This window comes from Acidovorax sp. Leaf160 (genome assembly GCF_001424265.1).
Lineage (GTDB): Bacteria > Pseudomonadota > Gammaproteobacteria > Burkholderiales > Burkholderiaceae_C > Paracidovorax.
The window spans coordinates 1-14419 of record NZ_LMOV01000013.1; the positions used below are offsets into that span (position 1 = coordinate 1).

At 69.9% G+C, this 14419-nt stretch carries 14 protein-coding genes; 7 read left to right on the plus strand and 7 right to left on the minus strand.

Annotation, left to right across the window (positions count from 1 at the left end; genetic code table 11):
* The 4 genes from ASF94_RS22000 to ASF94_RS09540 form a co-directional block, all read right to left on the minus strand.
* On the minus strand, positions 1-78 hold a 78-nt coding region (locus ASF94_RS22000; protein WP_369818642.1), incomplete at its 3' end, for a transposase.
* A gap of 128 nt (positions 79-206) precedes the next feature.
* A complete protein-coding gene (locus tag ASF94_RS09530; protein ID WP_056664990.1) occupies positions 207-1631 on the minus strand; it encodes an ammonium transporter in 1425 nt (474 codons plus the stop codon).
* 47 nt (positions 1632-1678) lie between these two features.
* Positions 1679-2017, minus strand: a complete 339-nt coding sequence (gene glnK, locus ASF94_RS09535) for a P-II family nitrogen regulator (RefSeq protein WP_056664993.1) — start codon at positions 2015-2017, stop codon at positions 1679-1681.
* A gap of 51 nt (positions 2018-2068) precedes the next feature.
* Positions 2069-2800: a TorF family putative porin gene (locus tag ASF94_RS09540; RefSeq protein WP_056664996.1), complete on the minus strand. Its 732-nt coding sequence runs from the start codon at positions 2798-2800 to the stop codon at positions 2069-2071.
* A 216-nt stretch (positions 2801-3016) separates the two neighbouring features.
* On the opposite strand from ASF94_RS09540, the gene ASF94_RS09545 reads away from it, so the two are divergent.
* Positions 3017-4564, plus strand: coding sequence for a YifB family Mg chelatase-like AAA ATPase (locus tag ASF94_RS09545; protein WP_056664999.1), 1548 nt, complete (start codon positions 3017-3019; stop codon positions 4562-4564).
* Between the two features lie 209 nt (positions 4565-4773).
* The gene (locus ASF94_RS09550) at positions 4774-6582 is read left to right on the plus strand and encodes a methyl-accepting chemotaxis protein (RefSeq protein WP_056665002.1); all 1809 of its coding nucleotides are present in this window, start codon (positions 4774-4776) and stop codon (positions 6580-6582) included.
* A 143-nt stretch (positions 6583-6725) separates the two neighbouring features.
* Here ASF94_RS09550 and ASF94_RS09555 read toward each other — a convergent pair whose 3' ends face one another.
* Complete coding sequence (locus ASF94_RS09555) at positions 6726-7541, minus strand: SDR family NAD(P)-dependent oxidoreductase (RefSeq protein ID WP_082493129.1); 816 nt, start codon at positions 7539-7541, stop codon at positions 6726-6728.
* 118 nt (positions 7542-7659) lie between these two features.
* On the opposite strand from ASF94_RS09555, the gene ASF94_RS09560 reads away from it, so the two are divergent.
* Positions 7660-8619, plus strand: a complete 960-nt coding sequence (locus ASF94_RS09560) for a LysR family transcriptional regulator (RefSeq protein WP_056665005.1) — start codon at positions 7660-7662, stop codon at positions 8617-8619.
* Between the two features lie 90 nt (positions 8620-8709).
* Here ASF94_RS09560 and ASF94_RS09565 read toward each other — a convergent pair whose 3' ends face one another.
* Together ASF94_RS09565 and ASF94_RS09570 are read right to left on the minus strand one after the other, a co-directional pair.
* Positions 8710-10164, minus strand: coding sequence for a sensor histidine kinase (locus ASF94_RS09565; RefSeq protein WP_056665008.1), 1455 nt, complete (start codon positions 10162-10164; stop codon positions 8710-8712).
* Positions 10151-10825, minus strand: coding sequence for a response regulator transcription factor (locus ASF94_RS09570; protein ID WP_369818658.1), 675 nt, complete (start codon positions 10823-10825; stop codon positions 10151-10153). Before ASF94_RS09570 ends, ASF94_RS09565 begins: the two co-directional genes overlap by 14 nt.
* Positions 10826-10993: 168 nt before the next feature.
* Here ASF94_RS09570 and phnD point away from each other — a divergent pair, with 168 nt between their 5' ends.
* The 4 genes from phnD to phnE (ASF94_RS09590) all read left to right on the plus strand — a co-directional run bounded on the left by phnD (position 10994) and on the right by phnE (ASF94_RS09590) (position 14417).
* Positions 10994-11992 carry a phosphate/phosphite/phosphonate ABC transporter substrate-binding protein gene (phnD, locus tag ASF94_RS09575; RefSeq protein WP_056665010.1) on the plus strand — a complete coding sequence of 333 codons (999 nt, stop codon included), beginning with the start codon at positions 10994-10996 and terminating at the stop codon, positions 11990-11992.
* A gap of 10 nt (positions 11993-12002) precedes the next feature.
* The gene (gene phnC / locus ASF94_RS09580; RefSeq protein ID WP_056665013.1) at positions 12003-12788 is read left to right on the plus strand and encodes a phosphonate ABC transporter ATP-binding protein; all 786 of its coding nucleotides are present in this window, start codon (positions 12003-12005) and stop codon (positions 12786-12788) included.
* On the plus strand, positions 12785-13594 hold the full coding sequence (gene phnE, locus ASF94_RS09585) for a phosphonate ABC transporter, permease protein PhnE (protein WP_056665015.1): 810 nt from the start codon (positions 12785-12787) through the stop codon (positions 13592-13594). The genes phnC and phnE (ASF94_RS09585) overlap by 4 nt, the downstream gene beginning before the upstream one ends.
* A 73-nt stretch (positions 13595-13667) precedes the next feature.
* Positions 13668-14417, plus strand: a complete 750-nt coding sequence (gene phnE / locus ASF94_RS09590; protein ID WP_235505324.1) for a phosphonate ABC transporter, permease protein PhnE — start codon at positions 13668-13670, stop codon at positions 14415-14417.
* Positions 14418-14419 lie beyond the last annotated feature (2 nt).

Here is a 14419-nt window from a genome sequence, read left to right on the forward strand (position 1 = left end):
GTCCATCAGGGTCAGGTACGGCGCAGCGAAGCTCCATTCTTCGTCGCTGACATCTGTCGGGTAGGGCTTGCGGGGCATCTGCAAACTCTACCCTTGGCTTCGTGATCAGGGAGCAAAGTTCATAACACGCTCTAGCAAAATCAGGGAGGGAGCCATCCGCCCTGTCCCGGTGCCACCAGACACCAGGGACGGGGCGGCTCCGCCTGTCAACGGTGGTAGGCGGTCTCGCCGTGCGAGCTGATGTCGAGGCCTTCGCGCTCGGCTTCTTCGCTGACACGCAGGCCCACCAGCAGGTCGGCGATCTTGTAGGCGATGAAGGCCACCACGCCCGACCAGACGATGGTGAACAGCACGCTCTTGACCTGCACCCAAACCTGGGCACCCATGTTGAACGTGTCGGGCGTCAGGCCACCCGTGCCGCCCAGGCCCTGCGATGCGAACACACCGGTCAGGATGGCACCCACGATGCCGCCCAGGCCGTGCACGCCGAACACGTCGAACGCGTCGTCGGCGCCCAGCATGCGCTTGAGGCCACCCACGCCCCAGAGGCAGACCACACCGGCGATCAGGCCCATCACGATGGCGCCCATCGGGCCGACGAAGCCGGCCGCAGGGGTGACGGCCACCAGGCCGGCGACGGCGCCGGAAGCGGCGCCCAGCATGGAAGCCTTGCCCTTGGACAGCGCCTCGCCGGCGATCCAGGACAGGGTGGCGGCGGCCGTTGCCAGCACGGTGTTCACGAAGGCCAGGCCGGCGTTGGCGTTGGCGGCACCCGCAGAGCCGGCGTTGAAGCCGAACCAGCCCACCCACAGCAGCGAAGCGCCCACCATGGTCAGCGTCAGCGAGTGGGGCGTGAAGGCTTCCTTGCCGAAGCCGATGCGCTTGCCCACCACATACGCGCCCACCAGGCCGGCGATACCGGCGTTGATGTGCACCACGGTGCCGCCGGCGAAGTCCAGCGCGCCGTCGGCCGCCAGCAGGCCGCCGCCCCACACGATGTGGGCCATGGGCACGTAGCTGAAGGTGAACCACAGCGCCGAGAAGATCAGCACGGCGGAGAACTTCATGCGCTCGGCGAACGAGCCGACGATCAGCGCCACGGTGATGGCGGCGAAGGTGCCCTGGAAGGCGAAGAACACGTATTCGGGGATGGTCGCCAGGGCGCCGAAGGTTTCCTGGTTCACGCCCTTGAGGAACACCTTGTCGAAGCCGCCGAAGAACTTGCCTTCGCCGGAGAACGCCAGGCTGTAGCCGTAGATGGCCCAGAGCAGCGAGACGAGCGAGAAGATCACGAAGACCTGCATCAGCACCGACAGCATGTTCTTGGAGCGGCCCAGGCCGCCGTAGAACAACGCCAGGCCCGGCAGCGTCATCAGGATGACCAGCAGCGTGGAGGTCAGCATCCAGGCCGTGTCGCCGGAGTCGATCTTGGGCGTGGGAGCGGCTGCGGCGGCTGCCGGTGCGGCGTCGGTCGCAGCGGCGGCGGCGGGGGCGGCGGCAGGGGAGGCTGCCGCCGGGGCGGAGGCGACCGCGGCGGCGGGCTCGGAGGCAGCGGGCGCCTGGGCCAGCACGGCAGAGCCGGCGGTCAACAGGCTCAAGCCCAGCAGGCAGGAAGCAAGCAGTTTTTTCATGGCAATACTCGAAAGGTGTATCGGGGTGGAATGCCGGGGGGTGCGCCTTACAGGGCTTCCTTGCCGGTTTCGCCGGTGCGGATGCGCACCACCTGCTCCAGATGGCCCACGAAGATCTTGCCGTCGCCGATCTTGCCGGTGCGCGCTGCGCCTTCGATGGCCTCGATCACGCGCTCGACCAGGTCATCGGACACCGCCGCCTCGATCTTCACCTTGGGCAGGAAGTCGACCACGTACTCGGCGCCGCGGTACAGCTCCGTGTGACCCTTCTGGCGGCCGAAGCCCTTCACCTCGGTCACGGTGATCCCTTGCACGCCGATGTCCGACAGGGCTTCACGCACCTCGTCGAGCTTGAAGGGTTTGATGATGGCTGTCACCATTTTCATGTTGCGTTTCCTCCGATGGGGCGCTGGGCGCCCGCGGTGATGGGTAGTGGATTAAAGGGTCTTGGTCAGCGTGACGATGAGGCGTGACTTGTTGACGTCGCCGAAGAAGTTCTTCTTGTTGGCGCCGACCACCGCCGCGCCGAGCGACAGGCCCGAGCCGAAGTCATAGGCGCCGCCCAGGCTGTAGTCGATGTAGTTGGGAACGCCCAGGTCCTTGATGTCGCTGGCGAACCGGGTGAAGCCGACCGACGCCTTCAGCGTGGTCTTGGGTGCCACTTCCTGGGCGAAGGCCAGGTTCAGGTAGCCGGTGTTGCGGCCGCGGCTGCTGGAGGTCTTGGCGCCGGCCCAGCCGAAATAGTCTTTCGACACCGTGTGCGAATACTTCGCTGTCAGCGGGCCGTAGGTGGCGGCGCCGTACAGCTCGGTGGTGTTGCCGGCGGTGTTGCCGGGGTAGACATAGGTCAGGGCGCCCACGTCCAGATCGACGTCGCCAGCCTTGAATTTGTAGCCGCCGTAGAAATCCATCTCGATGGAATTGCCCGGCAGCCAGTCCACGCTCGAGTTCCAGTTGCCGAGGTAGAAGCCGCTGTCGCCGAAGGCGTAGTCCAGACCGCCCTGGATGGCGGGCTTCACGGCTTTCGACTTGCTCGCGTCCTGGTCCTGGCCGCGGAACTTATAGTTCGTCGTCAGGGCGACGTTGCCGGTCAGCTGGGCACTGGCCAGGGTGGGCAGCATGGAAGCAACAGCAGCGAGCGCAAGCGCTGGAAGAGCGGTCCGGATCATGTAATTCCCCCGAAGGATGGTGTGAGAACACAGCCCTCAAAGCATGGACCGTGCCATCCGCGTTGCCCGTGTTGCAGCAACCAGCGTACAGTTCCGCGCGGAACCATGGCGTTACACCCCATGCAAGTGGTAACGCGAAGCACCAGCCTGGTGCGTGGTCCGACAGAACGATGGGGTGCGCCAAAGTCGTGCACCTGCCTGGGGAGGGTTGAATCGATGAGTCTTGCTTTGGTGCAAAGCCGCGCGCTGCTGGGGCTGCAGGCGCCCCCTGTGACCGTGGAGGTCCATCTGGCCAACGGGCTGCCCAGCTTCACGCTGGTGGGCCTGGCCGAGGTGGAAGTCAAGGAAGCGCGGGAGCGCGTGCGCTCGGCGCTGCAGAACGCGGGGCTGGAGTTCCCGGCGAACAAGAAGATCACCGTGAATCTGGCGCCGGCCGATCTGCCCAAGGATTCCGGGCGGTTCGATCTGCCCATCGCCATCGGCATCCTCGCCGCCAGCGGGCAGATCGATGGCGCGCGCCTGGCGGGCTACGAGTTCGCGGGCGAGCTGTCGCTGTCGGGCGAGTTGCGCGCCGTGCGCGGTGCGCTGGCCACCAGCCTGGCGCTGGGCGCGCTGGAGGGTGCGCGGCCCCGCATGGTGCTGCCGCCCGGCAGCGCCGAAGAGGCCGCGCTGGTGCCGGGCACCGAGATCTACCGCGCGCGCCATCTGCTCGACGTGGTGCGGCAGTTCCTGCCCGGCGGCCCGGCGGCGGCGGACGGGGTGGCACCGGAAGGCGACGGCTGGGCCCGCATGCAGCCCGCCGCCCGCCCGGCGCAGCCACCGGCGGCCGACCTGGCGGACGTGAAAGGCCAGGCCACGGCCAAGCGCGCGCTCGAGATCGCGGCGGCCGGCGGCCATGGCCTGCTGCTGGTGGGCCCGCCCGGCTCCGGCAAGTCCATGCTGGCGCACCGCTTTGCCGCCCTGCTGCCGGCGATGACCGTTCAGGAAGCGCTGGAGAGCGCCGCCGTGGCCAGCCTGGCCGGCCGTTTCGAGGCCGACCGCTGGATGCAGCGCATCACCGCCCACCCGCACCACACCTGCAGCGCCATCGCGCTGGTGGGCGGTGGATCGCCGCCGAAGCCGGGTGAGATCTCCATCGCGCACGAAGGCGTTCTTTTCCTCGACGAGTTTCCGGAGTTCGCCCGCTCTGCGCTGGAGGCCCTGCGCGAGCCGCTGGAGACCGGCCGCATCACCATCGCCCGGGCAGCGCAGCGCGCGGAATTCCCGGCGCGCTTCCAGCTCATCGCCGCGATGAATCCCTGCCCCTGCGGCTTTCTCGGCTCGGCGCAGCGTGCCTGCCGGTGTACGCCGGACCAGGTGGCGCGATACCAGGGCAAGCTGAGCGGGCCGCTGCTCGACCGCATCGACCTGCATGTGGAAGTGCCCGCCATGCCGGCCGAGGAACTGCTGGGCGCGCCGCCGGGCGAGCCCAGTGCCGCCGTGCGCGAGCGGGTGGAAGCCGCGCGGGCGCGGGCCGTGCACCGCCAGGGCAAGCCGAACCAGGCGCTGCAGGGCCGCGAGATCGACGCCCATCTGGCGCTGCAGGAGGACGCCGGCCGCTTCCTGCAGGCCGCGGCGCAGCGCCTGGGCTGGTCGGCCCGCAGCACGCACCGGGCGCTGAAGGTGGCGCGCACCATCGCCGATCTGGCGGGGGAGGCTCGCATCGGCGTGGCGCACGTGGGGGAAGCGGTGCAGTACCGGCGGGTGCTGCGCAGCGCTGGCTGAAGGGGCCAGGGCGCGCCACGCTGGCGGTGGCGGTGGCGGTGGCGGTGGCGGTGGCGGTGGCGACGACTTTGCGCTCCACGGAAAGTTCTGGAAGGGGACCGCCTGGATGCTCAAGTTTGGTGCGTGCCCGGTCGATATCGGGGCGTTCCCCAAAGACCTGGCTCCCCTCGCCGGACCCCGGTCGTTCCCCCTATCCAGAGACTTTTTCCATGAACAACCTGAAGATCGGCGCTCGCCTGGGCGGGGGCTTCGCCCTGGTATTGATGTTGATGGCCCTGATGACGGCCTTCGGCGTCTGGCGGCTGCACACCGTGGCCCAGGCCACCAGCGAGATGACGCAGCAGCCGCTGGCCAACGAACGCATGATCAGCGACTGGTACCGCTACGTGTACAGCGCCGCGCGCCGCACCAGCGCCATCGTCAAAAGCAGCGACCCGTCGCTGGGCCAGTTCTTCGCAGCCGACATCGCCACCACCACCAAGGAGGCCGCGCAGCTGCAGCAGCGCATCGAGCCGCTGCTGGACAGCGCGGAAGAAAAAGCGCTGTGGGGCGAGATCCAGAAGGCCCGCACGCTCTACCTGTCGTCGCGCGACCAGGCCGTCAAGGCCAAGGCCGACGGCCAGGCGGAAGAAGCCGACCGTCTGCTCACCCAGGTCTTCCTGCCCGCGACCGACCAGTACACGGCGCTGATCCAGCGGCTGCTGGACATGCAGCGCGGCAGCATCGACGCCACGGCACGCGACATCGACAACGTCTTCCGCCAGAGCCGCCTCTGGCTGATCCTGCTGGGCACGGCCGCGCTGGCGCTGGGCGCGGCCTGCGCCTGGTGGCTGACGCGCGGCATCGTGCGGCCACTGTCGCAGGCCGTGCGCGTGGCGCGGGCCGTGGCCTCCAGCGACCTGACCAGCCAGGTGACGGTCAGCTCGACCGACGAGACGGGCCAGCTGCTGCAGGCGCTCAAGGACATGAATGCCAGCCTGGCGCAGGTGGTGGGCCGCGTGCGCTCGGGCACCGACAGCATCGCCACCGCCTCCGGCCAGATCGACGCGGGCAACCAGGACCTGTCTTCGCGCACCGAGCAGCAGGCCAGCGCCCTGGAAGAAACCGCCGCCTCGATGGAGGAGCTGACCAGCACCGTCAAGCAGAACGCCGAGAACGCGCGCCAGGCCAACCAGCTGGCCGCCTCGGCGTCGCAGACCGCCGCCCAGGGCGGCCAGGTGGTGGCCGGCGTGGTGGACACCATGAAGGGCATCAACGATTCCAGCCGCAAGATCAGCGACATCATCGGCGTGATCGACGGCATTGCCTTTCAGACCAACATCCTGGCGCTGAACGCGGCCGTGGAAGCGGCCCGCGCCGGCGAGCAGGGCCGGGGCTTCGCGGTGGTGGCGGGCGAGGTGCGCGCGCTGGCGCAGCGCAGCGCCTCCGCGGCCAAGGACATCAAGGGCCTGATCGGCGATTCCGTCGCCAAGGTGGAAGAAGGCTCGCAGCAGGTCGCCCAGGCGGGCCGCACCATGGACAACCTGGTGCAGAGCGTGCAGCGCGTGAGCGACCTGGTGGCGGAGATCAGTGCCGCCAGCCAGGAACAGAGCGCCGGCATCGACCAGGTGCACCAGGCGATCTCGCAGATGGACTCCGTCACGCAGCAGAACGCCGCGCTGGTGGAGGAGGCCGCGGCCGCCACCGGCTCGCTCAAGTCGCAGGCCAGCCAGCTGGCGGCGGCGGTGAGCGTGTTCCGCATCGACGCGGGCAGCCAGCAGGCGGCCGCGCAGGCACTGCGGGCAGCGGCTGCGACGGCATCGGTCGCCCCGGTCGCCCCGCGGGCCGTCACCGCGCTGCAGCGCGCGCCAGCGGTGGCCGCACCCGCACCGCGCCCTGCGGCCGCAGCGCCTGCGGCCAAACCGGCCGCTGCCCACCCAGCCGCCAGCCGGCTGGCGCCACCGGCCAAGCCCCGCGCTGCGGCCACGCCTCCGTCGCCTGCAGCGCGCGGCAGCGACGACGACTGGGAAACGTTCTGACCGGCGGCGCAATCAACCGGGTGCGTCCTATTGCTATCAAATAAATAGCTAGCAGCCCAGGTGGAACAAGCGCTGGAAGGTGATTTGACCCCAATTCCCCGCGCAGGGCCGGCGGCCCCGGGCCACCGCCGCCTGGCGGCGCATCAGACGAACATGCCGCCCGAAGCCTCGATGCGCTGGGCATTCACCCAGCCCGTGCCCGGCTGCAGCAGCGCGGCGACGGCGCCGCCGATGTCGTCCGGCAGGCCCACGCGGCCCAGCGCGGTCTGCCCGGCGATGAAGCCGTTGAGCTGCGCGTTGTCGCGCACGGCGCCGCCGCCGAAGTCGGTTTCGATGGCGCCGGGCGCCACCGTGTTCACGGCGATGCCGCGCGCGCCCAGCTCCTTGGCCAGGTAGCGGGTGAGCACCTCCACGCCGCCTTTCATCGCGGCATAGGCGGCGTAGCCCGGCAGCGCGAAGCGCGTCAGGCCTGACGACACGTTGAGGATGCGCCCGCCATCGTTCATCAGCGGCAGCAGCTTCTGCGTGAGGAAGAACGTGCCCTTCAAGTGGATGGCGACCATCTGGTCGAACTGCTCCTCGGTCGTCTCCATGAAGCCGGCATGCGCGCCGGAGCCCGCGTTGTTCACGAGGAAGTCGAAGCGCTCGCGCTGCCAGTGCGAGGCCAGCGCGCCGCGCACCTGCGCCGCAAAGTCCGCGAAGGTGGCGCTGACCGCCACATCGAGCGGCAGCGCGACCGCACGGCGGCCGAGCGACTCGATCTCCGCGACCACGGCCTGCGCCTCGGCGGCCTGGCTGCGGTAGGTGAGGATCACGTCGATGCCCGAGCGCGCCGCGTGCAGTGCGGCGCTGCGGCCCAGGCCCCGGCTGCCGCCGGTGACGAGCGCGATGGCCGGCTGGCGGGCAGAGGCGTCAGCGGTCGGGGTGGACGGGGTGGTTTGCGATGCGGTGGTGGTCATGGCGGGTTCCTTTTTTCCAGGGAAGGGGGGAGGGTGAAACGATGGAATGCAGTCTATTGATCGGTCGCAATCCCATAAACCACCGAAAATGGATTGCACTGTTCATCTAAAAAGAACAATGAACCCTTTCGACCGCATGCATATCTTCATCCGCGTGGCAGAGCTGGCCAGCTTCACGCAGGCCGCCGAGGCGCTCGGCATTCCCAAGGCCAGCGCCTCCACCGCCGTGCAGCAGTTGGAAACGCAATTGGGCACCCGCCTGCTGCACCGCACGACGCGGCGCGTGCAGCTGACGCAGGACGGGCAGGCCTATTACGAGCGCTGCAAGGATCTGCTGGCCGATGTGGACGAACTGCAGTCGATGTTCCAGCACGCCGACGGCGCCGATGGCGGCAATGGGCTGCGGGGCCGCGTGCGCGTGGACATGTCCACCGGCATGGCACGCAACGTGGTCGTGCCGCGCCTGCCGGAACTGCTGGCGCGGCATCCGGCGCTGGAGCTGGAACTGAGCAGCACGGAGCGGCGCGTGGACGTGGTGCGCGAAGGCTTCGACTGCGTGCTGCGCACCGGCGCCGTGATGGACAGCGGCCTGGTCGCCCGCCCGCTGGGGCTGGCGCGGCTGGTCAACTGCGCCAGCCCCGGCTACCTGCGCGCCCACGGCATGCCGCGGGTGCTGGCCGACCTGCCCGGCCACCGGCTGGTGCATTTCGTGAGCACGCTGGGCGCGCGTGCGGCCGGCTTCGAGTCTGTGGTGGACGGTGCGCCGGCGGTTCTTGCCATGCAGGGCGCGGTGACGGTGAACAACGCCGAGGCCTACATGGCCGCGTGCCTGGCGGGGCTGGGCATCATCCAGGTGCCGCGCCTGGGCGTGGTCGACCTGCTGGAGCGCGGCGAACTGGTGGAGGTGCTGCCCGAATGGGCCGCCCCGGCCATGCCGCTGACGCTGATGTACGCCAACCGGCGCAACGTGCCGCGGCGCGTGCGGGCGGTGATGGACTGGCTCGCAGAGGTCGTCACGGCGCACCTGGCGGCGGACGATGGCGCGGCGCTGCCACCCGCCGGGGATGCCGGCCGCTGAGCGCCGCTGTCCACTGCCTGCTACCTGCTGCCTGCTGCCTGCTGCCCGACGCTCCGACGGCCGCGCCCCGGCACCCGGGCGCTCGGGCGATCAGGCGTTCGCAGGCAACCGCAAGGTGGCGTTCAACCCCGCCACGCGGCCTGCGTGCAGCCGGTTCTCCACCTCCAGCCGGCCGCCACAGGCCTGCGCCATCTCGTGGCAGATGGCCAGGCCCAGGCCGGTGCCCTGGTGGTGCGGGTCGCCGCCCACGAAGGGCACGTACAGGTTCTGCAGCAGCGGCTCGGCGATGCCGGGGCCATCGTCCTGGACGGTCAGCGCCACGCTGCCGGGCTCCACCGCCATGCGAATGCCCAGCGCGCCGCCCTCGGGCGTGTAGTGCAGCGCGTTGTGCAGCAGGTTGACAAGGATCTCGCGCACCATCCAGGCCGGCCCGGTCCAGCGGCACGGCGCGGGGTCGAACTGGAAGTCCTGGTGCCGGGCCGAGATCAGCGGCGACAGCTCGACGGCGACTTCTTCCGCCAGCGCGACCAGATCCACCGTCTCGATCTGCCCGGCGGACACATCCGCGCGGGCGCGGTTCCAGGTCAGGAGCTGCTGCACCACCCGGCTGGTGCGGCGCGTGGTCGCCGCCACCTGCTGCAGCGCCTCGTGCGCCGGCACGTCGCCGCACAGGCCGGCATGGGCCTGCAGCTGCAGCACCGCCAGCGGCGTGCGCAGCTGGTGCGATGCATCGGCCACGAAGCGCTGCTGCAGCGCCTGCGCGCGGCCGGCCAGGCCCAGCAGCCGGTTGAAGGCGTTCACCAGCGGCAGCAGTTCGCGCGGGGTCTGCGGCACCACCACCAGCGGGTCGAGATGGGTCGCCGGGCGCGCTTCCAGGCCCCGCGCGAACACGCGCAACGGCCGCAGCGCGACGGTGATGGCGGCCCACACCAGCACCAGCAGCACCACCAGCAGCAGCGCCTGCCGGCCCAGCGTCTGCCACAGAATGCCCTGGGCGATGCGGTCGCGGTAGGCCGAGGGCTCGCCGACCTGCACCACCACATAGCGCAGGCCGTCCTCGGTTTCCACCGGCTGCCAGAGCGCGGCGATACGCAGCGGCTCGGTGCCCTGCAGCGTGTCGTACAGCGCGAGCCGGGCGCCGTAGCGCGGGTGCACGGCCGCCACGCCGCGGTAGGGCTCCAGCGCGCTGTCGCCCGCCAGATAGGCGCCGTCCAGGTAGCTCACGCGGTAGATCATGCGGCTGCGGGTGCCCTGGTCTTGCTGGCGTTCGCCGCCGTGGTCGCTGTCGTACAGCTCCAGCGCCGCATGCGGCAGGCTGATCTGCAGCTGCCCCTGTTCGAGATGGATCATGTCCGCCAGGGCGTGGGCCGACGTGACCAGCAGCCGGTCGAACGCGCGCTGCGCCGTGCCCAGCGCCGCGTGGTACGACGCCCAGGCATCCACCAGCATGAAGATCGCCACCGGCAGGCACAGGCCCAGCAGCAGCCGGTGGCGCAGCGAGAAGCCGCCTTCGAGGGGCCCAGCCGACCCGTCAGTCGGCGGCACGGCGTTCCTTGACCAGGTAGCCCAGCCCGCGCAGGGTGGCGATCTCCACGCGCGTGGCCGCGAGCTTCTTGCGCAGCCGGTGGACCACCACCTCCACGGCGTCCGGCTGTTCCGGCGCGTCGGCGCCGAAGACCAGCGCGGCCAGCCGCGCCTTGGTGACCGCGCGCCCGGGCTGCTCCATCAGCGCGGTCAGCAGGGCGCCTTCGCGCGGCGTGAGCTCCAGCGCCTGCTCGTCCGCATAGAACGCGCCTGCGGCCCGGTCCATGCGCAGATCGCCGCAGTGCGGCTCGTCCTGGAAGCCCGCGCGGCGCGCCAGGGCGCGCAGGCGTGCCTCCAGCTCGTCGGGGTCGAACGGCTTGCCCATGTAGTCGTCCGCGCCGATGTTGAGGCCCGCCACCCGGTCGCCCACCCCGCCGCGCGCGGTGAGCACCAGCACCGGCATGCGGTGGCCGCGGTCGCGCAGGCGCTGCAGCAGCTGCAGCCCGTCCATGCCCGGCAGGCCCAGGTCGAGCACGACCAGCTCGAAGGCCGATTGCTGCAGCGCCTGCAGCGCCGAGGTGGCGTCGCCGCAGTGCGTGGCCAGGAAGCCCCGGCGGGTCAGCAGGCGCATGAGCGCGCCGCTCAGGTCGAAGTCGTCTTCGACGACCAGCACCCTCATCATGCGGGGCTGCGGACCGACCGCGACCGAGGGTTATTCCGTGGGCAAATGCAAGGCAATTGAAAGCTCGCTGAAGGACGGTTGAAAGGCTGGCTCCCCGCGTGCGGGAGCGATTCCTATAGTACCGGCAGTCCTTTCAAGACGCCTTCCAGAACCACACAGGAGACCCTCATGCCGTCCATCCGCCGCCTGCCGCTGCGCCTTGCCTTCCTTGCCCTCGCCGGGTGCGGCGCCGCCGGCGCGCACGCCCAGGACGCCTGTGCCTACCGCGGCGACCTGGACGCGCAGTACTGCGATGCCAACCGCGATCTGGTGGCCGACACGCCCACCGACCCCAAGCGCCTGAAGGACCCGAGCACGCTGGTGTTCGCCTTCACGCCGGTGGAAGACCCCGCAATCTACGAAAAGCTGTTCCGCCCGTTTATGGGCCACCTGTCGCAGTGCGTGGGCAAGAAGGTCGTCTTCTTCCCGGTGCAGTCCAACGCCGCGCAGATCGAGGCCATGCGCTCGGGCCGCCTGCACATCGCCGCGTTCTCGCCCGGCCCGGTCAACTTCGCCGTGAACCTGTCGGGTGCCGTGCCCTTCGCCATCCGCGGCAACGAGCAGGGCCCGGTGGGCATGAACCTGAAGATGATCGTGCGCAAGGAAAGCGCGTTCCAGAAGCTGGAAGACCTGAAGGGCAAGCGCATCGCGCACACCTCGCCCTCGTCCAACTCGGGCAACCTGGCGCCGCGCGCGCTGTTCCCGAAGATCGGCCTGACGCCCGACACCGACTACAAGGTGGTCTATTCCGGCAAGCACGACCAGTCCATCCTGGGCGTGAAGACGGGCGACTACGACGCCGCCCCGGTGGCCAGCGACGTGCTGCAGCACATGACGGACCGCGGCGTGGTCAAGGCCGACGACTTCCGCGTGCTCTACACCAGCGAGATGTTCCCGACGGACGCCTACGCCTACGCCTACAACCTCGAACCCGCGCTGCAGACCAGGATCAAGCAGTGCTTCTACGACTACAAGGTGCCCGCCGAGATGGCCAAGGGCCTGGGCGGCGACCGCTTCCTGCCCATCACCTACCAGAAGGACTGGGCGCTGGTGCGCACCGTCGCCGCCTCGGCCGGCGAGCTGTTCACCCGCGACGCCTTCGACAAGGCCGCATCGGGCAAGAAGTAACCCGCTTCCCATGCAGACCTCCGGCACATCAGGCGCATTGCGGATCGAGCGCCTCGTCAAGGAATACCGCGCCGGCACGCCGGTGCTGAGATCCATCGACCTGACCATCGCCAGCACGGGCCTCACCAGCATCATCGGGCCCTCGGGCACCGGCAAGTCCACGCTGATCCGCTGTATCAACCGGCTGGTCACGCCCACCTCGGGCCGCATCCTGATGCGGCTGGCGGGCGAAGAGGTGGACATGGTGCAGCTGCACGGCCGCGCCCTGCGCCGGGCGCGCCGCCACATCGGCATGGTGTTCCAGGAATACAACCTGGTCGAACGGCTGACGGTGATGGAGAACCTGCTGACCGGCCGCCTCGGCTATCTGTCCGCCTGGCGTGCCTGGCGCCGCAAGTTCGAACCCGAAGACATCGCCCACGCGCACCAGCTGCTGGCGGTGGTGGGCCTGTCGCAGTTCGCCAACCAGCGCGCCGATGCGCTGAGCGGCGGGCAGCGCCAGCGCGTGGGCATTGCCCGGGCGCTGATGCAGCAGCCCTCGGTGCTGCTGGCCGACGAGCCCACCTCGTCGCTCGACCCCAAGACCTCGGTGGAGATCATCCAGCTGCTGCGCGACCAGGGCGTGCAGCGCAACATCCCGGTGATGGTCAACATCCACGACGTGGAGCTGGCACGCCGCTATTCCGACCGCATCGTCGGCATGACCGGCGGCCACGTGGTCTACGACGGCCCGCCCGCGGGGCTGACCGAGGAACACCTGCACACCATCTACGGCGGCAAGGCATGGATGGAATGAACACCACCAGCACCACCGCCACCGCCACATCGGCCGCGTCCCAGGCCTTCCGCTGGAGCACCGGCCAGAAGGTCGTGGCGCTGGCCGTGGCGGCCTACTTCGTCTGGATGATGGCGAACCTGGGTGTATCGCCCGAGCGCCTGGCCGTGGGCTGGGAGCAGGGCGCGCGCTTCATCGGCCGCATGTTCCCGCCCGAGCTGGGCAAGATGGACGAGCTGGCCCAGGGCATCAAGGAGACGCTGCAGATCGCCGTGCTGGCCACCGCGCTCGGCCTGCTGCTGAGCCTGCCCGTGGGCCTGATGGCGGCGCGCAACCTGTCGCCCGCGCCGCTGCGGGTGGCGGGCCGGGCCTTCATCGCCGCCTGCCGCGCGCTGCACCCGGTGATCAGCGCCATCCTGTTCGTGAAGGCGGTCGGCTTCGGGCCGCTCGCCGGCATCCTGGCGCTGGTGGTGGCCACGGTGGGTTTCGTCGGCAAGCTCTTTGCCGACGCCATCGAGGAGATCTCGCCCAAGCCCATCGAGGCCATGCGCGCCACCGGCGCCTCGTTCGCCAACGTGGTGCTGTTCGGCGTGCTGCCGCAGGTGGCTTCGCGCTTCGTGGGCTTTGCCACCTACCAGCTCGACTCGAACCTGCGCAACTCCACCATGGTCGGCATCGTGGGCGCGGGCGGCATCGGCGGGGCGCTGTTCGCGGCCTTCCTGCGCTATGAATACAGCTTCGTGTGCACCATCCTCGCTACCGTGATCGCCATCATCGTGGCGGGCGAGCTGATCGTGAACGCCGTGCGAAAGGCCCTCCATGTCTGACGCCGCCGCCGTGAAACCCCTGGGCCCGGCCACACCGCCGCTGGGCCTGCCGACCCGGCCGTTCGGCCAGCGCATGCTGCGCTATGCGATCTGGCTCTTCAGCGTCTGGGCCATCGTGCAGTCGGCCCGCTACGTCGAGGTGATTCCGGAGTTCCTCTACGACGCGCCCGAGCAGATGGGCGACATGCTGCAGCGCATGTGGCCGGTGGACTGGGGCTACTACCGCGACGGCGTGCATGCGGCGCTGATGGAAACGCTGCACATGGCCACGCTCGGCACGCTGCTGTCGCTGGTGCTGGCGTTTCCGCTGGGCGTGCTGGTGGCGGCCAACGTCACGCGCAACCGGCTGCTGAACTTCATCGCGCGCGTGGTGCTGGTCGCCAGCCGCTCGGTCAACTCGCTGGTGTGGGCGCTGCTCTTCGTGGCCATCTTCGGCCCCGGGCCGCTGGCGGGCATGCTGGCCATCGCGCTGCGCTCGGTGGGCTTCGTCGGCAAGCTGGTGGGCGAGGCGCTGGAGCAGGCGCCGCGCGGCCCCATCGAAGCCCTGCAGGCGGCCGGCGCGGGCAAGCTGGCGCAGATCTGGTACGGCTACTGGCCGCACATCAAGCCGGCCTTCTGGTCGGTGGCGCTGCTGCGCTGGGACATCAACGTACGTGAATCGGGCGTGCTGGGGCTGGTGGGGGCGGGCGGCATCGGCGTGGTGCTCAATACCGCCATCGACCTGTTCCACTGGAACCGCGTGGCGCTGGTGCTGGTCACCATCTTCGCCGTGGTGGCGGCCGCCGAGCTGGTGGTGCTGCAGATCCGCAAGCGGCTGCTGTAGCC